General features: G+C 71.9%; 20 protein-coding genes. 17 read left to right on the forward strand and 3 right to left on the reverse strand.

Annotation, left to right across the window (positions count from 1 at the left end; genetic code table 11):
• The first annotated feature begins 18 nt into the window (after nt 1-18).
• The 6 genes from CRM89_RS26375 (at nt 19) to CRM89_RS26400 (ending at nt 7,520) form a co-directional block, all read left to right on the forward strand.
• On the forward strand, nt 19-2,598 hold the full coding sequence (locus CRM89_RS26375) for an FHA domain-containing protein (RefSeq protein ID WP_098086566.1): 2,580 nt from the start codon (nt 19-21) through the stop codon (nt 2,596-2,598).
• Between the two features lie 124 nt (nt 2,599-2,722).
• Nucleotides 2,723-4,111, forward strand: a complete 1,389-nt coding sequence (locus tag CRM89_RS26380; RefSeq protein WP_229434885.1) for a hypothetical protein — start codon at nt 2,723-2,725, stop codon at nt 4,109-4,111.
• A gap of 153 nt (nt 4,112-4,264) precedes the next feature.
• Nucleotides 4,265-4,708 (forward strand): 50S ribosomal protein L13, encoded by a 444-nt coding sequence (gene rplM / locus CRM89_RS26385; RefSeq protein WP_011207396.1) that lies wholly within the window; start codon nt 4,265-4,267, stop codon nt 4,706-4,708.
• Nucleotides 4,709-4,755: 47 nt separating this feature from the next.
• On the forward strand, nt 4,756-5,208 hold the full coding sequence (rpsI, locus tag CRM89_RS26390; protein WP_371392074.1) for a 30S ribosomal protein S9: 453 nt from the start codon (nt 4,756-4,758) through the stop codon (nt 5,206-5,208).
• Nucleotides 5,209-5,357: 149 nt separating this feature from the next.
• Nucleotides 5,358-6,734, forward strand: coding sequence for a phosphoglucosamine mutase (glmM, locus tag CRM89_RS26395; protein WP_011207398.1), 1,377 nt, complete (start codon nt 5,358-5,360; stop codon nt 6,732-6,734).
• A 117-nt stretch (nt 6,735-6,851) separates the two neighbouring features.
• On the forward strand, nt 6,852-7,520 hold the full coding sequence (locus CRM89_RS26400; protein WP_098086568.1) for a hypothetical protein: 669 nt from the start codon (nt 6,852-6,854) through the stop codon (nt 7,518-7,520).
• 2 nt (nt 7,521-7,522) lie between these two features.
• Here the strand turns inward: CRM89_RS26400 and CRM89_RS26405 are convergent, their stop codons facing one another.
• Entirely contained in the window at nt 7,523-9,208 is a 1,686-nt protein-coding gene (locus CRM89_RS26405; protein WP_228822103.1) for an ABC-F family ATP-binding cassette domain-containing protein, read from the reverse strand.
• Between the two features lie 148 nt (nt 9,209-9,356).
• On the opposite strand from CRM89_RS26405, the gene CRM89_RS26410 reads away from it, so the two are divergent.
• From CRM89_RS26410 to CRM89_RS26430, 5 genes are all read left to right on the forward strand, one after another.
• Complete coding sequence (locus tag CRM89_RS26410; protein ID WP_098086570.1) at nt 9,357-9,545, forward strand: PspC domain-containing protein; 189 nt, start codon at nt 9,357-9,359, stop codon at nt 9,543-9,545.
• Between the two features lie 82 nt (nt 9,546-9,627).
• Nucleotides 9,628-9,936, forward strand: a complete 309-nt coding sequence (locus tag CRM89_RS26415) for a DUF6802 family protein (protein ID WP_011207402.1) — start codon at nt 9,628-9,630, stop codon at nt 9,934-9,936.
• 149 nt (nt 9,937-10,085) lie between these two features.
• Nucleotides 10,086-10,421, forward strand: coding sequence for a hypothetical protein (locus CRM89_RS26420; RefSeq protein ID WP_060593088.1), 336 nt, complete (start codon nt 10,086-10,088; stop codon nt 10,419-10,421).
• 29 nt (nt 10,422-10,450) lie between these two features.
• Nucleotides 10,451-12,238 carry a hypothetical protein gene (locus CRM89_RS26425; protein WP_098086571.1) on the forward strand — a complete coding sequence of 596 codons (1,788 nt, stop codon included), beginning with the start codon at nt 10,451-10,453 and terminating at the stop codon, nt 12,236-12,238.
• Nucleotides 12,235-12,792 (forward strand): hypothetical protein, encoded by a 558-nt coding sequence (locus CRM89_RS26430; protein ID WP_098086572.1) that lies wholly within the window; start codon nt 12,235-12,237, stop codon nt 12,790-12,792. The genes CRM89_RS26425 and CRM89_RS26430 overlap by 4 nt, the downstream gene beginning before the upstream one ends.
• Nucleotides 12,793-12,823: 31 nt before the next feature.
• Here CRM89_RS26430 and CRM89_RS26435 read toward each other — a convergent pair whose 3' ends face one another.
• Nucleotides 12,824-13,687: a hypothetical protein gene (locus CRM89_RS26435; protein ID WP_098086573.1), complete on the reverse strand. Its 864-nt coding sequence runs from the start codon at nt 13,685-13,687 to the stop codon at nt 12,824-12,826.
• Between the two features lie 36 nt (nt 13,688-13,723).
• On the opposite strand from CRM89_RS26435, the gene glmS reads away from it, so the two are divergent.
• Entirely contained in the window at nt 13,724-15,604 is a 1,881-nt protein-coding gene (gene glmS, locus CRM89_RS26440) for a glutamine--fructose-6-phosphate transaminase (isomerizing) (protein ID WP_086840188.1), read from the forward strand.
• Between the two features lie 3 nt (nt 15,605-15,607).
• Here glmS and CRM89_RS26445 read toward each other — a convergent pair whose 3' ends face one another.
• Nucleotides 15,608-16,027 (reverse strand): cupredoxin family copper-binding protein, encoded by a 420-nt coding sequence (locus tag CRM89_RS26445; RefSeq protein ID WP_098086574.1) that lies wholly within the window; start codon nt 16,025-16,027, stop codon nt 15,608-15,610.
• A gap of 103 nt (nt 16,028-16,130) precedes the next feature.
• Here CRM89_RS26445 and CRM89_RS26450 point away from each other — a divergent pair, with 103 nt between their 5' ends.
• From CRM89_RS26450 to tsaB, 5 genes are all read left to right on the forward strand, one after another.
• Complete coding sequence (locus CRM89_RS26450; RefSeq protein WP_098086575.1) at nt 16,131-17,594, forward strand: NAD(P)H-hydrate dehydratase; 1,464 nt, start codon at nt 16,131-16,133, stop codon at nt 17,592-17,594.
• Between the two features lie 251 nt (nt 17,595-17,845).
• Nucleotides 17,846-19,048, forward strand: a complete 1,203-nt coding sequence (alr, locus tag CRM89_RS26455; RefSeq protein ID WP_228822097.1) for an alanine racemase — start codon at nt 17,846-17,848, stop codon at nt 19,046-19,048.
• A 1-nt stretch (nt 19,049) separates the two neighbouring features.
• Nucleotides 19,050-20,132: an alpha/beta fold hydrolase gene (locus CRM89_RS26460; protein WP_098086577.1), complete on the forward strand. Its 1,083-nt coding sequence runs from the start codon at nt 19,050-19,052 to the stop codon at nt 20,130-20,132.
• Between the two features lie 116 nt (nt 20,133-20,248).
• Nucleotides 20,249-20,746, forward strand: coding sequence for a tRNA (adenosine(37)-N6)-threonylcarbamoyltransferase complex ATPase subunit type 1 TsaE (gene tsaE, locus CRM89_RS26465; RefSeq protein ID WP_011207411.1), 498 nt, complete (start codon nt 20,249-20,251; stop codon nt 20,744-20,746).
• Between the two features lie 44 nt (nt 20,747-20,790).
• Entirely contained in the window at nt 20,791-21,492 is a 702-nt protein-coding gene (gene tsaB, locus CRM89_RS26470) for a tRNA (adenosine(37)-N6)-threonylcarbamoyltransferase complex dimerization subunit type 1 TsaB (protein WP_086840181.1), read from the forward strand.
• The last annotated feature ends 12 nt before the right edge of the window (nt 21,493-21,504 follow it).

Consider the following 21,504-nt stretch of genomic DNA (forward strand, 5'->3'; position numbering starts at 1 on the left):
TGGCATAGTATCCGCTGCATGTCTTCACCGGGGGCGCAGACCATCACCGTGCGCCATGATGGAACCGAACGGGTCTTCGATTCGAGCCAGTTGGTCACCCTGGGCCGTGCGCCGGAGGTGACGCTGTTCGTCGACAGCCCGTTGGTGTCGCGGGTGCACGCGACGTTGACCTGGCAGGGGAGCGGCTGGGTCCTGACCGACAACGGAAGTACGAACGGCGTTTTCGTCGACGCGCGCCGGCTCACCCAGCCGGTCTCGATCGACCGGCCGACGCAGGTGCGGCTGGGCGACGCGATCAACGGCCCGCTGCTGCATCTGCTGCCCGCGGCGCCCGCCCAGCGGCCGCACCCGCCGCAGGGATCACCGCCGCAGGGGGCACCGCAGCAGGGGACACCGCAGCACCGTCCGCCGCAACGGCCCAGCTATCAGCGTCCGCCGACGCCGCCGTACCAGCCGCCGCACGCCGCTGCGCGTCCGGGCGCGGCCGCGTCCGGACCTCAGCAGGCGGCACCGCCACCGACCGGTGCGGCGCCCGCGCGCCCGACTCCGCCACCGGCGTCCCAGCAGCAACCCAACGTCAACATGACCACCAAGGCCGATACCTCGGCCCTGCCGCCGCTGCGCGCCCGCGCGTCCACCGCCGCGATCGCCCGCGCCGACCGGCTGCCGCCGGGCGGGCTGGCGATCGGCCGTACCACCGACAACCAGATCGTCGTCAACGACCCGCTGGCCTCGCGCAAGCACGCGCGGCTGGTGGCGGGCCGCGAGGGCCTCACCATCGAGGACCTCGGCTCGGCCAACGGCACCTTCGTCAACGGCACCCGGCAGCAGCGCGCGGTGCTGCGCGAAGGCGATGTCATCACCATCGGCAACATCGACTTCGTCGTGCAACAGGGCACGCTGGTGCTGCGGCAGAAGCCGGTCGCCGAGCAGGGCCTGCACGTGCACGGCGTCGGCTTCACCGTCGAGGGCAACAAGCAACTGCTCGTCGATGTGAACATGCAGGCCGGCCGCGGCACACTGACCGCGCTGATCGGCCCCTCCGGCGCGGGCAAGTCGACGCTGTCCAAGCTCATCGCGGGCAGCACCCAGCCCTCCGGCGGCGTGGTGACCTTCGAGGGACGCAACCTGCACGCGGAGTACGAGGCGCTGCGGTCCCGCATCGGCATGGTGCCCCAGGACGACGTGCTGCACCGTCAGCTCACCGTGCGCCAGGCACTGGGCTACGCCGCCGAGCTGCGGCTGCCGCCGGACACCACCAAGGCCGACCGGCAGCAGGTCATCGACGGTGTGCTGCAGGAACTCTCGCTCACCGAACACGCCGACACCCGGGTGGACCGGCTCTCCGGCGGCCAGCGCAAGCGCGCCTCGGTCGCGCTGGAACTGCTGACCGGTCCGTCGCTGCTGATCCTCGACGAGCCGACCTCGGGTCTGGATCCGGCGCTGGACCGGCAGGTGATGGTGATGCTGCGCGAGCTCGCGGACGCGGGCCGCGTGGTCATCGTCGTCACCCACTCGGTGGCCTGCCTGGACATGTGCGATCAGGTGCTGCTGCTGGCGCCCGGCGGCAAGACCGCCTTCTGCGGGCATCCGGCCGGTGTCGGCGCGGCGCTGGGCACCAGCGACTGGGCCGAGATCTTCGCCAACGTCGCCGCCAATCCCGATCAGGCGTTCGCCGCCTATCGTTCGCGGCAGGCCGTCGCACCGCCGCCGCCTCCGCCGCCGCGCTACGGTCCCGCCGGTTCGCCGCCGCAGACCAGCTCGATCAAGCAGTTCTCCACGCTGGCCCGCAGGCAGCTGCGACTGATCGTCTCCGACCGGGTGTACTCGCTGTCGCTGTTGCTGATGCCGATCATCGTCGGCGCGGTCACGCTGGCGACGCCGGGCAAGAACGGCTTCCAGCCGCCGCCGCTGGTGCAGACCCCCGAGGGCATCGGGCCCGCGGTGAGCGGTGAGGCGCAGACCCTGCTGTCGTTCCTGGTGATCGGCGCCTGCTTCATGGGCATCTCGCTGAGCGTGCGCGACCTGGTCGGCGAGCGGACCATCTTCCTGCGCGAGCGCGCGGTGGGGTTGTCCTCGACCGCCTACCTGCTCGCCAAGATCCTGGTGTTCAGCCTCGCCGCGGTGTACCAGGTCGCGGTGATGCTGGCGATCGTGCTGGTCGGCAAGAACGGGCCCCGCGCGGGCGTGGTGATCCCGCCCGGCGCCGTCGAACTCTTCGTCGACATCACCCTGCTCGCGGTGTGCAGCGTCGTGCTCGGCCTGCTGATCTCCTCGCTGGTCAAGTCCAACGAGCAGGTGATGGTGGTGCTGGTGATCGCGATCATCGTGCAGCTGGTGATGATGGGCAGCTTCATCCCGGTGACCGGACGGCCCGGCCTGGAACAGGTGTCGTGGCTGTTCCCGTCGCGCTGGGGATTCGCGGCCAGCGCCTCGACCGTGGACCTGACCACGCTGTTCGTCAAGGCCGAGCAGGACACGCTGTGGCAGCACACCGTGCAGTGGTGGGTGATCGACGTGTCGGTGCTGGCCGCCATCGCGCTGGTGCTGGCGTTGTTCACCCGGCGCAACCTCCGGCTGAAGAAGTCCGCGACGTGAGCGTCCCGGCCCGCCGCCCGCGCGCCCGGCACCCGATCGCGCGCGCCTCGCGCACGCACCAGGCACACTTATGCCTGTGACGGTGCGAGTAGGGGCGGTACATCTCGGGTGGGATGTGGTGTCCGTGGCTGCGGGTGGTGGCGGCACCCCGATCCGCCCGGTGAAGGTGGAGGGTACCTACACACCGCCCGCGTATCTGCTGGCCGACGCGGCGGGCAGGCTGCACACCGCGGGGGCGGAGCGGCAGCGGCGCGATCTCGGGATGGCGATCGCCGACGTGCGTGACATCCTCGGCTATCCGCAGATCGTCGTCGCGGGCGCGACCTGGCCCGCCGAACTGGTGTTCCACGCCAGGATGTACCACCCGCTGGCCGCCATCGGCGGTTATCTGCGCGGCAAGCCGGACGTGGTGGCGCTGCCCTTCCCGGACGGCTGGCCCGACGAGAAGGTCGAGCTCTACGCCGAGCTGGTGGAGAAGCTCGACATCGCGGTGGAGCCGCTGCCGGAGAGCGTCGCGCTGTCCGGCTACGTCCGGGCGATCGGCCTGGTCCGCCCGCCGGACGAACGCGACCCGCGCGGTGTCGGTGCCACCGGTGTGTACTCCGACGGTCGTACGATGCTGGTCGTGGCGGTGCACGGCGACGACGAACAGCCCACCGAATCCATCGAGGTGCCGGTCACGGCGGACGCGATGCGCGATGCCCACTCCGCCGACAACGTGGTGATCGAGGCCATGGCCGCGGCCCGCTCGATCGGCGCGGACACCGCCACCGTGCTGCTCACCGGCAACGTCTGTTTCAACGAGGCGCTGCGGCTGGCCTTCCAGAACCACCTCGGGCACCGCCTCCAGGTGGCCCAGCATCCGATGCACGCGCTGGTGCTCGGCGCCACCCACCTGCTGGTCACCGAGGCGGCCGAGGCCGGTCCGCCCGCGGCGCCGCCGTACCCGCCGCACCAGGCGCCGCGGCCGGCCACCGCGCCGGGTTCGCCGGTCGTCACCTACGGTCCCGGGTACCCGACGGGGGCGCCCGTGGGTGAGGAGCCGACCACCCGGGTCACCCGGCCGGATCCGTCCGGTGGCGTGCCGCCGCACGCGGCCGGGCCGGGCAGCCGGTTCACCCGTCCGCCCGGTCACGGCGACGACCAGACCACGGTGCTGGCGCGGCCGCACGCGGCGCAGGGCACCGGCGCCGCGGGCACGGTCTGGTCGAAGATGAAGGACAATTTCTTCGGCGCCCCCGCCGTGATCGGCGCGGTGGCCCTGGCCGTGGTCGCCCTGCCCGGCGACGCCGGGGCACCCCCGGCGTCCGGCACGGAGGCGGCGGCCGTCGACCGGGTCGTGCGCACCTGCGGGACCACGCCGCGGGTCGAGCAGCAGCGGCAGGGCATCGCCACCGTCCGGGACGGCACCACCACCGAGCCCGACTGCACCCAGCCGAACATGGACACGCTGCGCTACGTCGTGCCCGGCCCGCCCGGCGCCGTCGATCCCGGCCCTCCGGTCGAGATCTAGGGCTCGACCACGCGATTCTTTCCCGGCGATACCCTCCTGGTATCGTGGCTCGTTGGCGTGTGGGCCCTACCGAGGCCCGGGTCTCCACCGGCCGCCGGGAGCACCTCGGCCACACGCTTGGCTGGCAACACCGACGACAGACAGGGAAGCACTGTGCCTACGTACAGCCCCAAGGCGGGTGACGTGACCCGGCAGTGGTACGTCATCGACGCCACTGACGTAGTGCTCGGCCGTCTCGCCGTGCAGGCAGCGAATCTGCTGCGCGGCAAGAACAAGCCGACCTACGCCCCGCACGTCGATGGTGGCGATTTCGTCATCATCATCAACGCCGAGAAGGTCGCGATCAGCGGCAACAAGCGGCAGGACAAGCTCATCCACCACCACTCCGGGCACCCGGGCGGCCTCAAGTCGCGCACTGTCGGTCAGGTGTTGGAGACCCGTCCCGAGCGTCTCGTGGAGAAGGCCGTCAAGGGCATGATCCCCAAGAACAAGCTGGGTAACGCCATCGCGGGCAAGCTCAAGGTCTACGCGGGCCCGAACCATCCGCACGCGGCGCAGCAGCCCGTTCCGTTCGAGATCAAGCAGGTGGCCCAGTGACCGCTCCCGAGGAATTCAACGAGGACTACACCGCCGAGGACGCGGCCGTGGAGGTCGTGGAGGAGGACTACGGCTACGAGGCCGAGCCCGCCACCTACGCCCCGGTCGTCATCGACCGCCCGGTGCAGACCGTCGGCCGTCGCAAGGAGGCCGTCGTGCGCGTGCGCCTGGTGCCCGGCACCGGCCAGTTCGTGCTCAACGGTCGCAGCATCGAGGACTACTTCCCGAACAAGGTGCACCAGCAGCTGGTCAAGTCGCCGCTGGTGACCGTCGAGCGGACCGAGTCCTTCGACATCCACGCCCGCCTGGTCGGCGGCGGCCCGTCGGGTCAGGCCGGCGCCCTGCGCCTGGCCATCGCGCGCGCCCTCATCGAGGTCACCCCGGAGGACCGTCCCGCGCTCAAGCGCGCCGGCTTCCTGACCCGTGACCCGCGTGCCACCGAGCGCAAGAAGTACGGTCTCAAGAAGGCCCGCAAGGCGCCTCAGTACTCGAAGCGCTGATTTTCCCCGCGTCGGTTCCGGCGCCCGGCACCCCGGTGGTGCCGGGCGGCGAGTCAGGCGCGGCAGCTGTGCGAGAGCAGGCTTCCAGCATCGCTGGTCGCCTGCTCTCGTGCTGTATATGAACGCATGTCCACCGATAGGGGCGAGGTATGGGACGTTTGTTCGGCACCGACGGTGTGCGCGGGCTTGCCAACGGGTCGTTGAGCCCGGAGCTGGCGCTGCGTGTGTCGGGTGCGGCCGCACAGGTGCTCGGCCGGGGGAAGACCCGGGCGCTGGCGCTGGTCGGCCGTGATCCGCGCGCGTCGGGGGAGATGCTGGAGGCCGCGGTCACGGCCGGGCTCACGGCCGCCGGGGTGAACGTGCTGTCGGTCGGTGTGCTGCCCACGCCCGCGGTCGCCTACCTCACCGGCCTGTACGACGCGTGCCTCGGCGTGATGATCTCCGCCTCGCACAATCCCATGCCGGACAACGGGATCAAGATCTTCGCCGCGGGCGGGCACAAGCTCGACGACGCCGTCGAGGACCGCATCGAAGCGCTGGTCGCCGCCGACGACCCGGTCCGCCCGACCGGCGCGGGCATCGGCCGCGTGCTCAACGCCTCCGGCGCGCGCGACCACGGCCTGCACATTCCCGACCAGTACAGCGTCGAGGGCACGCACGAGCGCTACGTCGAGCACTTGGTCGAGGCCACCGGCCGGGATCTGAGCGGGCTGACCGTCGTGGTCGACTGCGCCAACGGCGCCGCCGCCGAGGTCGGGCCCGCCGCCTACCGGGAGGCAGGCGCCACGGTCATCGCCATCAACGCCGAACCCGACGGGCTCAACATCAATGACGGCTGCGGCTCCACGCACCTCGACCAGGTGCGCCGGGCGGTCGTGGAGCACGGTGCCGACCTGGGCCTGGCTCACGACGGTGACGCCGACCGCTGCCTGGCGGTCGCCGCCGACGGCAGCGTCGTCGACGGTGACGCCATCCTCGCCGTACTGGCGATCGCGATGAAGGAGTCCGGCGAACTCGCCCAGGACACCCTGGTCGCCACCGTCATGAGCAATCTGGGGCTGCATCTGGCGATGCGGGCGGCCGGAATCGCCGTGCGCACCACCGCGGTCGGCGACCGCTACGTGCTCGAGGAACTGCGCGCGGGCGGCTACACCCTCGGCGGCGAACAGTCCGGGCACGTCGTGTTCCCCAAGTACGGCACCACCGGTGACGGCGTGCTGACCGGGCTCAAGCTGATGGCGCGGATGGCGCAGACCGGGCGATCGCTGGCCGATCTGGCCGGTGTGCTGACCACCGTCCCGCAGGTACTGGTGAACGTGCCGGTGAGCGACAAGGCGGCCGTCGCCGCGGCACCGGATGTGCGCGAGGCCGTGGCCGACGCCGAGCGCGAACTCGGTGACTCGGGCCGGATCCTGTTGCGCCCCAGTGGAACCGAGCAGCTGGTCCGGGTGATGGTGGAGGCCACCGACCCGGTGAAGGCCGAGCAGTTGGCCGCCGATCTGGCGAAGCTGGTCGCCTCTCTGTAGCAGCGGCGGTGGCCCCGCCCGCCGCGGTTGTCCACAGCGGCGGGCTTGTCAACAGACCTGCTGTCCGCGCAGGTCGGCGGAGGTGCCGTCGGCCCGCGCCCGGCCATCCTCGAACCCATGAAACCGGGATTGGCGCAGGTGCGCGACAAGCAGTTCGGGGTGTTCACCGGCTGGCAGGTGTTGTGCGAGTACAGCCGGGCGGAGATGCGGGAGCAGATCGACCGCGGCGTCTGGGTGCGGGTGTTCCGCGGGGTCTACCGGGAGGCGGACTCGCCGCCGACCGCCCGGCTACGGCTGGAGGCCGCGCGGTTGTTCCTCGGCGTGCCCGCGCTGGTGGCCGCGTACGGCACGGCGGCGCAACTGCACGGGTTTCCGGTGCGCGCCGATCACGTCACCCACGTCCTCGGTGCGCATCCGGCGCGCTACGCCCGCCTGATCGTCCATGCCGATCCGATCGACGCGCGCGCCCTGGAGACGATCCAGGGCGCGGTCGTCACCGGCGCCGCCCGCACCGCCGTCGATGTGGCCCGCACGGCGAGCCGTGCGGAGGGACTGGCGGTGATCGAAGCGGCCATGCGCGCGGGGGTTTCGCACACGGCGCTGGTCGTGGAGTGGGACGCCCAGCGTGGCAGGCGCGGCCGTGGGCAAGCGGACGAACTGATCGACGCGGCACGGGCCGGGGCGGTGTGCGAGCCGGCAGACGGTAGCGGCCGCCCGCGAGCCGCCTGCGCGGGTGGTGCACACCGGGCAGGGCGGATCTCCGTGTCGGCGAACGGTTCGCGGTGAGGTCAGTCCTCGTGCAGCAGTCCGTCGCGCAGGTGCCAGCGGCGGGTCGCGCGGACCGAGTCGAGCATCCGGCGGTCGTGGGTCACCAGCAGCAGCGTGCCGGTGAAGGAGTCGACGGCCTGTTCGAGTTGCTCGATGGCGGGGAGGTCGAGGTGGTTGGTGGGTTCGTCCAGGACCAGCAGGTTCACCCCGCGCGCCTGCAACAGTGCCAGGGCGGCACGGGTGCGTTCACCGGGGGAGAGCGTGTCGCAGGCGCGCAACACGTGCGGGCCGCGCAGGCCGAATTTGGCCAGCAGCGTGCGGATCTCCGCGTCCGGCGAGTCCGGCATCTCGCGGCCGAACCGCTCGGCCAGCGGTGTCGTGCCGCGGAAGAGGCCGCGGGCCTGGTCCACCTCGCCGATCTCGACGCCCGAGCCGAGCGCGGCCGATCCGCTGTCCGGTGCTATCCGGCCGAGGAGCAGGCCGAGCAGGGTCGACTTGCCCGCGCCGTTGGCGCCGGTGAGCACGATCCGATCGGCCCAGTCGATCTGCGTGGTCACCGGGCCGAGCCGGAAATCGCCGCGGGTCACCACCGCGTCGGTCGCGGTGGCGACGACGGCGCCACTGCGTGGCGCGGCGGCGATCGTCATCCGCAGCTCCCACTCCTTGCGCGGCTCCTCGACCACCTCGAGACGCTCGATGCGCCGTTGCGTCTGGCGCGCCTTGGCGGCTTGCTTCTCGGTCGCCTCGGCACGCATCTTGCGCCCGGCCTTGTCCGAGTCCAGCTTTCGCGGATCGCGGGCCTTGCGGCGAGCGTTGCGCACCCCGTGCTCGAGCCAGTTGCGCTGCATCTGCGCCCTGGCCTCCAGGGCGGCCCTGGTGTCGGCGTACTCCTCGAACGCCTCGCGCGCGTGCCGTCGCGCGATCTCCCGCTCGGCGAGATAGGCCTCGTACCCGCCGTCGTAGAGTCCCACCTGCTGCTGGGCCAGATCCAGCTCCACGATCCGGTTCACGGTGCGGGCGAGGAATTCTCGGTCGTGGCTGATCACCACCAGCGGTACCCGCACGCCGCGCACGAAGTCCTCGAGCCGGGCCAGGCCGTCCAGGTCCAGGTCGTTGGTGGGCTCGTCGAGCAGCAGGATGTCGTAGCGGGACAGCAACACCGAAGCGAGCCCGGCCCGGGCGGCCTGCCCGCCGGACAGGGCGGTCATCGGGGTGCCGAGGCCGTCGGCCAGCGACTCGGCGAGCCCGAGGTCGGCGGCCACCTCCTGTGCCCGCGCCTCCAGATCGGCGCCGCCCAGCGCGAGCCAGCGTTCCAGCGCGGGGGAGTATTCGTCCGGTCCGCCCTCGGCCAGGCGCTCGGCGGCGGCATCCATCGCGCGCTGCGCCGCGGTCACGCCGGTGCGGCGGCCGAGGAAATCCAGCACGGTCTCGCCCGGCACCCGTTCCGGCTCCTGCGCCAGGTACCCGACCGTCGCGTCGGGCGGGCTCAACGTGATGGTTCCGGTGGGCGTCTCGCGCGCGGCGAGCATCCGCAACAGCGTCGACTTGCCCGCACCGTTCACGCCGACCAGGCCGATCACATCGCCGGGCGCGATGGTCAGGTCGAGGTCGTCGAACAGCGTTCGTTCCCCGTGTCCGGCGGAGAGGCCGCGCGCGTGCAGAGTGGTGCTCACGGGGTCGAGTCTGCCTGGTCGCCGCACCCGCATCCGCGCGGCCCCGGCGACCCGTCCTCCGGGTCGCACCCCGAGTCCGCGCCGCCGGAAATCAGGGTCGGGATGGGTCGGTCGACCGATGCGCGGCACGGCGCGGACGGCGACAGTGGAAGACGTACCGATCGACACGAGAGGGAATCCGATGACCGCACCGACCCGCCGCCTCACTCGCTCCGACGACAAATGGATCGCAGGCGTCTGCGGTGGCATCGCCGAGTACTTCGGCTGGAGCGCAGGCGTCGTCCGACTGTTGTTCGTGCTGTCCTGCCTGCTGCCGGGCCCGCAGTTCCTGCTCTACGCGGTCCTGTGGGTGGTCATTCCCAAGCGCTGACCGGCGCGGGGCTGGGGCTGACGCATGGGCGCGGGGATGACAGGATGAGCACATCCCCGCGCCCGCGTTTCGAGGAGGAGCCATGGTCACGTCCGGCGAGTTCGGCGGTCTGGAGCTACCCGGCATCGACACGTCCTCGTCCCTCGGCGGCCTCGGTCCCGTCGAACTCGAACACCCCACCCAGGACATCGACGGCGACGGTCTCCTCGACACCGCCACCACCCGCGGTGAGGACGCCATGCAGGTCTGGACCGACTTCGACCACGACGGCATCGCCGACCACGTCACCGTCGTCGAGAACGACGGCGACTACAGCGCGTGGGAATTCCACCGCCACCCCGACGGAACCTCCGAATGGGTCCGCACGGACCAGGGGAAATTGGGGGAGTGAGGGCGGTCCTCCGCGCGTCGAGACGCCGCGGCTCGCCCCGGAGGGCGGGAACCGGATCGCGTCCGAGCGCGTCCAGTCCTTTGTGACCATCACTGGATTCGACGGGGATTCGTCGGTGGATGCCGGATCCGACAGGAAGGGGTGGAACCGTGAGTTCGCAGAATCTCGGCGTGCAGACCGGTGAGCTGGGCAAGTTCGCCAACGACCTGCGGCTGTCGGCCGGTGTCGTGGGAACCAGCGCGCAACGGGTGTCGCAGCACATGTTCGGGGACGGCTCGAACGGGCACGGTCCCGAGGCCGGCCGCAACTACGTGTCGCAGGGCGCGGCGATCCACACCGGTCTCGAGAACGTCGTGCAGTGGCTGGAGAACTGGGGGTCGGCCGGAAAGGCCGTGGCCGACAGCATCGGAGCCGCCACCGTCGTCTACTCCGACACCGACGCGGAGGCGGCGAAGAAGACCCGGCAGCAGACCCAGAACGTGTAGCGCGGTGACGATCCAGGGAAGGAACTGACATGGCGAGCACCACGCTGCCCGACCTCTCCGGTGACAATGTCGACCGGATGCTCGACGACGGCGCCACCGGCCTGCAGTATTTCGCCCAGCTGCACGGTCGCTACACCGAGGCCTTCGGTCACGAGCCGAGCCACTCGCTCGACCGGATCTACGCGCTCTACGACGAGCAGCGGGGCATGGATTTGGACAAGCTCGCCGCGACCGCCGGTGCCTTGGCCACCACGCTCGGCGAGGTCGACGAGCAATGGGACACGCAGAAGGCGTTGTCGGAGCGGCTGCCGACGTTGTGGCAGGGCCAGGCCGCCGAGGCGGCGCAGTACATGTTCGGCCAGCAGGTCACCATGGCCGACGACGACCGGGCCAAGGCCCGCGCAGCTCTCGACGCGATGACGACCGCGATCCCCGCGCTGCGGACGGCCGTGCGCGCGAAGGCCGATCACGTGAAGAAGCTGGTGAACGGTCAGGTCGAGGTCGGTTCGCTCACCGTCGACGATCTCGACACGCTGATCGCCTGCGCCGCGGGCGGGGTCGGGCGAGCGCTGACCCACGACTTGTCGGATCTGCTGAGCAAGGCGGCCGGAAACGTCCTCAACTACTACGTGGGCGGTTTCGGCCTGTCGTATCTCGGTGGCCGCGTCGTGGCGAGCCGGATACTCGAGCGGGTCTTCAAACCGCACTTCGACGCTCGGCTGCAGAACTACGTCGACATGTGCAAGCTCACCGACGATGCGGTGAAGAGCGCGTACGCGGCCCTCGTCACCGCCGTCGAGGAGCTGGACCGGAACCCCTACCCGCAACCGGCCGCCCAGAATTCGACGCCGAGCACTCCGGGTGACAACACGACCAACCCCGGCACCAACACGACGAATCCGGGCAGCAATACCACCAATCCAGGCGCCAATCCGACGAATCCGGGCAGCAATACGACGAACCCGGGTACCAACACCACCGACCCCGGCAACGACACGAGTACGCCCGGCACGCCCGGCTCGGACGACCCGGGGCAGACGAACCCGGCGGGGACCGCGAATCCGCTGAGCGGTCTGGCCGGGCTGAGCCAGCTCGCCCAACAGCTCTCGCCGCTGGCGACCACGTTGGCCCAGGAGATCCAGACCGGGCTCACGTCGTTGAGCGGGCAGGTGAGCGACGGCATCGACAAGGCCGTGGAGCAGTGGCAGTCGGCGCTGCAGCACGACACCGCGGCCGAGGACGATGCTCCCGGCACCGACGCCGACGATCCCGACGGCGATGCGAAGGAGAAGGGCGTGTCGGCCGAATTCGACCTCGGCGACAAGCACATGGAATTCACGGTGGGACCGGACGGACAGCCGAAGCTGGTGGCGACCGGTCCGGACGGGTCCGTGCAGGAGTACACGCTGGAACTGGACGAGAACGGCCGCCCGGTGATCGTCGAAAGCGGCGCTGGGAAAGACGATTCGGACGGCGAGCAGCCGCCCGCCTCGGACCGCCCGTCGGGCGACGAATCGAATCCGCAGCAGCCCGCGGGCCGGCAACCCGCTGAGGCGATGTCGCCGGGAGAACAGCCGGACGCCGGGCAGCCCCCGGCGGCGCAGCCCACGCCGCCCGCCGACGATCCCTCCGCCGAGGAGGGCAGCCCGGCCGGAAATTCGCAACCCGCTCCCGGGGTTCCCGGAGTTCCCTCCGGTGTCCGCCGCGAGGAGGACGGCGAGTACCAGCCGCAGCCGTTGCCCGTCGACGCCCCGGCCGCCGACATCGATCAACCCGCCGATAGTGGTGCCCAACTGGCCGAGGCGGGCCCGCTGTGAACTACGCCGAAGCCATCGAGCGGGAACTCGAGGAATTCCGCCGCCGCGCCGGGCTGCTCGGCCTGGAACTGGACGAGATCGATCAGCGCAGCGGTGCGACGCTGCGCGACATCGCCGTGGAAACCGCGGCGGAGATCCAGCGAGCCCTCGACGAGCAAGCCGAGCGTGAACAGGCGGATCGGGAACGGGCCGAGCGTGAACAACCGGAGACCGAGCGGGCGGAGTGCGAGCCGACCGGGTCGGCGCGCACGGAGTGGCAGCGCTCCGAGTTCGAGCGGGCCGGGCGTGTGGAGACGGACCGCCGATGGCTCGAGCACGGCTCGCAGGTCCACGGCGCTGTCGGGCCTACCCACCACTCCGGCAGCGACCTGACGGCGGACCGGGCCTTCGGTGAGCCCACCGAGCGGGAGCGGATGGCGGCCGAGTTGCGCGCGCAGCGCGAGGCCATTGCGCGATCGATCGCGGCGCGCCGGGCCACGGATGTCGTGACGCCGATCGACGAGGACGACGATCCGGAGGGGGAGTACTACCGCAGGGAGAGCTGGCTGGTGTAGTCGCGGCCGGCGGGCGGTGCGTGGCGCCGACCTACCCCCGCACCAGCTTGCGGAGGGTGCCGACGGAGAGCTTCGGCTTCTCCTGTTCCTCGTCGCGCGGGGCGTTCGGGTCGACGACGGTGGTGCGCGGGATCTCGGTGTCGGGGTCGGCGAACGGCGCGTAGGTCTTGTCGTCGGTAAGGGTGTGCAGCAGGTAGCCGGTGAGCAGGGCGCGGACGGTGCGGGCGGTCTTGGGTTCGTGCTTGCCCGCGCCGAGGGCGGCCAGCGCGCGGCGGCCTTCGACGAGGCCGTTGTGGGTGGCGCCGTCGACGACGCGCAGGGTGGCCGGGCCGGACCAGGCGGCGGCCAGGGGGAGCGCGTTGGAGCTGACCGAGGAGATGTCGACGGCGCCGGCCAGCAGGAGGGCGGGAATGTCGAGGTCGGCGGCCAGGGGTTCGGCGGCGGGGGCGGTGGGCGCGGGGAAGAGGGCGACCACCGTGCCGACGCGGCGCTGGGCGGCGGCGATGACGGCGGCGCCCGCGCCCATGCCGTGTCCGGCGAGGGCGAGCCGGTCGGGGTGCACCGTGACGGTGCCGTCGCCCAGGCGCACGCCGGTGCAGATGTCGAGGGTGGTGAGCAGGTCGGTCGCCAGGCCGAGGTGTGACGGGATCGGTCCGCGCTCGGTGTCGGGGGCGGCGGTCACGATGCCCCAGGAAGCGAGGTGCTCGAGCATGCCCCGATAGTGCGACACGCCGGTCAACCAGCTGTGACCGAAGGCGACGGCGGGTAGTCCGCGGCCGGTCTCGGGGGTGTAGACGACCCCGGGCTGGCCCGCGATGCCCAGGTTGCCGCGCAGTACCCGGTGCGGGCCACGGCGGGTCAGGGTGCTCAGAAGCTCTTTCACAGACGCCGACACGACGTGAACGTTATCCGATAAGTACTCTGGGGAGCCATGTGCGGAATCGTTGGCTACGTCGGGTACCGGGACGCGCTCGGCGTCGTCGTTGACGCGTTGCGCCGCATGGAATACCGCGGGTACGACTCCGCCGGGGTGGCGATCCTGGACGGCGCGGGCACCCTCGCGGTGGAGCGCAAGGCCGGTCGGTTGGCGAATCTGGAAGCCGAGCTGGCCGAGTCCGGTGCGGGCGCGTTCGCGGGCACCACCGGCATGGGACACACCCGCTGGGCCACCCACGGCGCGCCGACCGACCGCAACGCGCACCCGCACCGGGACGCAGGCGGCAAGGTCGCCGTGGTGCACAACGGCATCATCGAGAACTTCGCGCCGCTGCGCCGCGAACTCGAGGACGCGGGCATCGAACTGCACAGCGACACCGACACCGAGGTCGCGGTCCACCTGGTCGCGCGCGCCTACGCCGAGGGTCCGACCGCGGGTGACTTCACCGCGAGCGCGCTGGCCGTGCTGCGCCGCCTGGAAGGCGCGTTCACCCTGGTCTTCGTGCACGCCGACCATCCGGACACGATCATCGCCGCCCGCCGCAACACGCCGCTGGTGGTGGGTGTCGGCAAGGGCGAGATGTTCATCGCCTCGGATGTGACGGCGTTCATCGAGCACACCCGGGAAGCCGTCGAGCTCGGCCAGGACCAGGCCGTGGTGATCACGGCCGACAGCTATACCGTCACCGACTTCGCGGGTCGCGGCGACGGCGTGCGCACTCGGCCGTACACCATCGACTGGGACATCGCCGCCGCCGAGAAGGGCGGCCACGACTACTTCATGCTCAAGGAGATCGAGGAGCAGCCCGCGGCGGTCGCGGACACCTTGATCGGGCATTTCACCACCGACGAGGCCGGCGGCCGCATCGTGCTCGACGAGCAGCGGCTGGCCGATCAGGAGCTGCGCGAGTTCGACAAGGTGTTCGTCGTGGCCTGCGGCAGCTCCTACCACGCGGGTCTGCTGGCCAAGTACGCCATCGAGCACTGGACCCGGCTGCCGGTGGAGGTCGAGCTGGCCAGCGAGTTCCGCTATCGCGACCCCGTGCTGGACCGCTCCACGCTGGTGGTGGCGATCTCGCAGTCCGGCGAGACCGCCGACACGCTGGAGGCCGTGCGCCACGCGAAGGAGCAGAAGGCCAGGGTGCTGGCCATCTGCAACACCAACGGCGCGCAGATCCCGCGCGAATCCGACGCCGTGCTCTACACCCGCACCGGTCCGGAGATCGGGGTCGCCTCGACCAAGGCGTTCCTGGCCCAGGTCGCGGCCAACTACCTGGTCGGCCTGGCGCTCGCGCAGGCCCGCGGCACCAAGTACCCCGACGAGGTGGCCCGCGAGTTCCAGGAACTCGAGGCGATGCCGAAGCTGGTCTCGCGGGTGCTCGAGACCGCGCCGCAGGTACGCGCGATCGCGCGCGAGCTGGCGCACGTGCCGACGGTGCTGTTCCTCGGCCGCCACGTCGGCTACCCGGTGGCGCTGGAGGGTGCGCTCAAGCTCAAGGAATTGGCCTACATGCACGCCGAGGGCTTCGCGGCGGGCGAGCTCAAGCACGGTCCGATCGCGCTGATCGAGGACGGGCTGCCGGTGATTGTGGTGATGCCCTCCCCCAAGGGGCGCGCGGTGCTGCATTCCAAGCTGCTCAGCAACATTCGCGAGATCCAGGCCCGCGGCGCGCGCACGATCGTGATCGCCGAGGAGGGCGACGACACGGTGCGCCCGTTCGCCGACGACCTGATCGAGATCCCGTCGGCGCCGACGCTGTTCCAGCCGCTGCTGTCGACGGTGCCGCTGCAGATCTTCGCCGCCGAGGTGGCCCAGACCCGCGGCTACGACGTCGACAAGCCGCGCAACCTGGCCAAGTCGGTCACCGTCGAATAGCGGTTACTCGACGGTGACGCTGCCGCGCATCTGCGGGTGCAGTGTGCACAGGTAGCGGAAGGTGCCGGGCACGGTGAAGGTGTAGCTCCATTCGCCGCTGTCCAGGATCGGGCTGTTGATGCCCATCGCCTTGTCGCCGATGCCCTGCACGGAGTGCGGCGCGCTGTCGGAGAACTTCCAGGTCACGGTGTCGCCGACGCCGACGGTGATGTTCTCGGGGGAGAAGGTCATGTCGTCGACGGTGACCGTGACGCTGGACGGGCCCGCCGGGGCGGAGGTCGCGGGGGCGCTGGTGGTGGAGGCGGAAGTGCTGCTCGGTGCGGACTCCGACGCGTCGGAACCGCATCCGGCCAGCGCGATCGACGCGGTCAGGGCGAGGGCGGCAACGGCTCGGGCGGACAGGCCACGGTGCAGGGTCGGCATATTCGTCGAGCGTAGTCGCCGGGCGGGTAATGTCCGGATCCGCGGCTCGCGCGGTGTGGCGGGCCCGACGCAGGGCCCGATCGAATCGTGGAGGCGAGCGCTCATGTCCGGTCGACACGGCTATTTCACCGCCGACGAGGTGCGGGCGGCCGAGGCGGAACTGTTCACCCGGGTGCCTGCCGGTGTGCCGATGCAGCGCGCGGCGCACGGGCTGGCACGGGTGGTGGCGGAGGAACTGCGCGAGCGGACCGGCGGGATCGCGGGACGGGCGGTGACCCTGCTGGTGGGGTCGGGGGACAACGGTGGCGACGCCCTGTGGGCGGGGGCGAAACTGCGGGCGCGCGGGGTGGCGGTGACCGCGGTGCTGCTGGACCCGGATCGAGCCCACCGAGCCGGTCTGGCGGCCTTGCGCCGGGCGGGCGGCCGGGTGCGGACCGACCTCGGGGAGCCGGACCTGGTGGTGGACGGCATCGTCGGCATCTCCGGGCGCGGGCCGTTGCGACCGGCCGCGGCACGTCTGGTCGCCGAGGTGGACGCGCCCATCGTCGCGGCCGATCTGCCCAGCGGCGTCGATCCCGACACCGGCGCGGTGACCGGGCCCGCCGTGCGCGCGGAGGTGACGGTGACGTTCGGCGCGTACAAGCCGGTGCACGTACTGGCCGCCCCGTGGTGTGGGCGAATCGAACTGGTGGACATCGGATTACGGCTGCCCGAGCCGCGGCTGGCCGCGCTCGCGCCCGCGCTGATCGGTGCGGCCTGGCCGGTTCCGGGGCCGGCCGACGACAAGTACACCCAGGGCGTCACCGGGATCTGCGCGGGCAGCGCGACCTATCCCGGCGCGGCGGTGTTGTGCACGGGTGGTGCGGTGGCGGCCACCTCCGGGATGGTCCGCTACGCCGGAACCGGCGCGGAGCAGGTGCTGGCCCGCTTCCCCGAGGTGATCGCGGCGCCGGACGTGCGAGCGACCGGGCGGGTGCAGGCGTGGGTGGTCGGTCCCGGCGCGGGCACCGACGCCGCCGCGCGCGAGCGGCTCGCCGAGATCCTGGCCACCGATCTGCCCGTGGTGGTCGACGCCGACGGGCTGACCCTGCTCGCCCGGGACCCGGACCTGGTGCGCGGACGAGCCGCCGCGACCGTATTGACCCCGCACGCGGGCGAATTCGCGCGGCTCACCGGGCGGCCGGTGGGTGATGACCGGGTCGGCGCGGTACGGGAACTGGCCGAGAGCTGGGGCGTGACCGTCCTGCTGAAGGGCCGCGCGACCCTCGTCGCGCAGCCGGGCAGGCGGGTGTTGGTCAACGAGGCGGGTGGGTCCTGGGCGGCCACCGCCGGTGCGGGTGACGTGTTGTCGGGCGTCATCGGCGCGCTGTTGGCCGCCGGACGGGACCCCGCCTGGTCGGCCGCCGCGGCCGCCCGGGCGCACGCCCTCGCCGCCGCCCTGGCCGCCCACGACCGCGGCCCGGTCGGCGCCCCCGTCTCGGCCTCGCCGCTGCTGCATCAGCTGCCCGCCGCGATCCGTACGCTGCGCGCGCTGGGCGAGGTGGGGGCGGAACCGCATCCGGCATGAGTCCATCGGTCGCCGGTTGACGCGAGTTCGGTGGGCCGCGATCGCCTCGTCACCGCCCATCGGAGCGGGTCGGGGACGTACCGGTCCGGCCGATTGCGCGGAGTTGTCTGGTGCATCCCATCCGGGGCGCGCACAGCCCCGGGCCGACCATGTCCCGGCCGGGCCGGGCGCCACCGGTTCGCCTCGCGTCCACCGCCCCCACTTGTGACGTTCCCGACCATCAGCCCAGGTGAGGTCCGAACCCACCCCCGATGACCTGCCTTTTCTTCGGGAACTTGCACAGGTGCCCACAACACTCGGGGCAGCGGGTGGCAGGATCGGGAGACGTGAGTGCCCAAGTGGAGGCCGTGGTCGACCTCGATGCGATTGCCCATAATGTGCGGGTCCTGCGTGAGTACGCGGGCGATGCGGCGATGATGGTCGTCGTCAAGGCGGACGGCTACAACCACGGGGCGGTGGAGGTGGCGCGCACGGCGCTGGCGGCGGGGGCGCGGGAACTGGGCGTGACCACCGTGGCCGAGGCGCTGCGACTGCGCGAGGCGGGGATCACGGCACCGGTGCTGTGCTGGCTGAACACCCTGTCCGCCGATTATGCCGCCGCGGTCGCCGCCGACATCGAGATCGGCGTCTCCGGCACCGAGCAACTGCGCGCCGTCGCCACCGCGGCCCGCGCCACCGGCCGCACCGCCACCGTGACGCTCAAGGTCGACACCGGACTCAACCGCAACGGCATCGCCGCCGACGAGCTGGCGACCGTGCTCGACCTGCTCGGTGAGCTGGTCGAGGAGAAGACGGTGCGATTGCGCGCGATGTTCTCCCACCTGGCCCACGCCGACGAGCCCAAACACCCGTTCCTCGACGAACAGCGCGACCGCTTCACCGCCGCGGCCGCCGCGGCCACCGCCCGCGGGCTGCGTCCCGAACTGCTGCACCTGGCCAACTCCGCCGCCACCGTGACCCGGCCCGACCTGGCCTTCGACATGGTGCGGCCCGGCATCGCCGTCTACGGCCTGAGCCCAGTGCCCGAACTCGGCGATTTCGGGCTGCGGCCCGCCATGACCTTCCAGGCGCAGGTCGCGCTGGTCAAACGCGTCGCCGAGGGCGAGGGCGTCTCCTACGGCCACCAGTGGATCGCTCCCCGTGACACCACCGTCGCGCTGATACCCGCCGGGTATGCCGACGGCGTGTTCCGGCCGCTCAGCGGCCGCTTCGACGTGTGGCTCGGCGGTGCCCGCCGCCCCAACGTCGGCCGGGTCTGCATGGACCAGTTCGTCGTCGACCTCGGCGACGATGCCGCGGGCGTGGCGGCGGGCGACACCGCCGTGCTGTTCGGCGGTGGGCCCGGCGTGCCGGGTGCCCAGGAGTGGGCCGACCTGCTCGGCACCATCCACTACGAGGTGGTCTGCTCGCCGCGCGGCCGGGCCGTCCGCCGGTACGTCGGAACGGGCCGCTGACGTGCGCGGCCGGATCGGCCGCGGCGGCTTCGCCACGGCTGTCCTCGTCGGCGCGCTCGCCGGTGCCCACGTGGTGCGCAGGCTCGGGCAGTGGGTGCTGCACCTCGATGTGCCCGACGACTACGTGGCCGAGGACTTCGCCCTGTTCGAAGCCGACGAACCGAGCACCGTCACCGCCACCGACGGCGTGCCGCTCGCGGTGCGCGTCCACGGACCCGAGAACGCCGACGTCACCATGGTTTTCGTGCACGGCTTCTGCAACAGCATGGAGTCGTTCCACTTCCAGCGCCGCGATCTGCCCGCCCGGTGGGGCCCGCGCGTGCGGCTGGTGTTCTTCGACCAGCGCGGCCACGGCCGCTCCGGGACCCCGTCGACGGACAGCTGCACGGTACCGCAACTGGGTCGCGACGTGGCCGCGGTGCTGGCGGCGGCCGCGCCCAGCGGTCCGGTGGTGCTGGTGGGCCATTCGCTCGGCGGGATGGCGGTGCTCGCCGCCGCGGCACAGTTCCCGGCCCTGTTCGGCAGCCGGGTCGCCGCCGTCGCACTGCTGTCCACCTCGGCGGCGCAGGTCACCTCCACCGGCATCACCCAGCTGCTGCGCAATCCCGTGATCGACGGCTTCCGCCTCGCCGTCGAGGCCGCACCGGCGCTTGTGCAGGCGGCCAGGACCGCGGGACGGCACGTCATCACCCCGCTGCTGCACGTGACCTCCTTCCACGGCCCGGTCAGCCCGGCGCTGTCGCGCTTCACCGCGCGCATGATCGACCGCACCCCGGTCGAGACGATCGTGAAATTCCTGGAAGCCATTCGTGTGCACGACGAATCGGCGGCGCTGCCCACCCTGGCCCAGCTGCCCGTGCTGGTACTCGGCGGTACCCGCGACGTGGTGATGCCGTTCCGCAATTCCGAGGCGCTGGCGCGCGAACTGCCCGACAGCGAGCTGGTGCTGCTGCCCGGCGCCGCCCACATGCCGCACCTGCAATACCCGGACCTGGTGAACGACGCGCTGCACCGGCTGATGGTGCGGGCGGGCGTGTTCCGGCGCGATCGGTCCCGCCGCGACGGCCGGACCGGGTCGGCCTGAGTGTTCCGGCCGGGGCGGTCGAGCCCGCGCGGCGCTGCGCCGGCCGCCGTCCCGCCCCGCGCGGCCCGGTCGGCCCCGCGGGTACGCTGGCCGCGGCCGGAAGGTGAACCCGGAAGGTGAACGAGGACGAAAGGACGGTCGTGGCCAAGCACCAGCGCACCCTGCCCACCGTCGCCGACACCGAGGCGCTCGGCCGGGAACTCGCCGCGCAGCTGGCGGCGGGTGATCTGGTGGTGCTCGACGGACCGCTCGGTGCGGGCAAGACGGCGCTGACGCGCGGCATCGCCGCCGGGCTCGGCGTGCAGGGCCGGGTCAGCTCACCGACGTTCATCATCGCCCGCCAGCACCGGGCCGGGCCGCGCGACGGCGCGCCGCCGGTGCCGATGGTGCACGTGGACGCCTACCGGCTCGGCGGCGATCTGGACGAGCTGGACGCGCTGGACCTGGACACCGATCTGCATCAGGCGGTCGTGGTGGTCGAGTGGGGGCGCGGGGTGGTCGAGCATCTGACCGACCGGCACCTGTGGGTGCGGCTCACCAGGGAACCCGATTCGGAGGTCCGAACCGCCGTGTGGGAGTGGGTGGACCGGCAGCCGTCGCCGCCGAGCCGGTAGCTGCGCGAAGGGGTCGGCTACCACCCGGTATCGTGGGGGCAATCATGCTTGTACTAGCCGTCGACACCGCGACCCCCGCCGTTACCGCGGGACTGGTGGAACTGGAACAGGCCGCGGACGGCTCGGCCACCGCGGCCCGGCTGTGCACCATCGCCGCGCGGGTCCGGGTCGATCCCCGCGCCCACGCCGAGGTCCTCACCCCGCAGATCCTCGAATGCCTCGCCGAGGCAGGACGTTCCAGGACCGACCTGGCCGCGGTGGTCGCGGGCATCGGGCCCGGTCCGTTCACCGGTTTGCGGGTGGGCATGGCGACGGCGGCGGCCTTCGGTGACGCGCTCGGCCTGCCGGTGCACGGGGTGTGCAGCCTCGACGCCATCGCGGCGGACGTCACCACCGCCGCCGACCTCCCCGCCGGGGGTGAGCTGCTGGTGGTCACCGATGCCCGTCGCCGCGAAGTCTATTGGGCCCGCTACCGTGACGGAGTTCGCATCGCGGGCCCGGGTGTGATCAAGCCCGCCGAGCTGGATACCGCCGGTGCCACCTCGGTGGCCGGATCCGCTTCGCACGTCGACTACTTCGATCTCCCCGTGGTCCCGGTCGAGACGCCCTCGCCGGCCGGCCTGGTCCGGGTCGCGGCCGCGGACCTGCTCGCCGGCGTGGCGCCCGAACCGCTGGTCCCGCTGTACCTGCGCCGACCCGACGCCGTGGAGAACGCCTACCGCTCGCTCGACCGGACGGGGGCCTGACGGTGGCCGAAT

This window comes from Nocardia sp. FDAARGOS_372, assembly GCF_002554515.1.
In the GTDB taxonomy this organism is placed as follows: Bacteria; Actinomycetota; Actinomycetes; order Mycobacteriales; family Mycobacteriaceae; genus Nocardia; species Nocardia farcinica.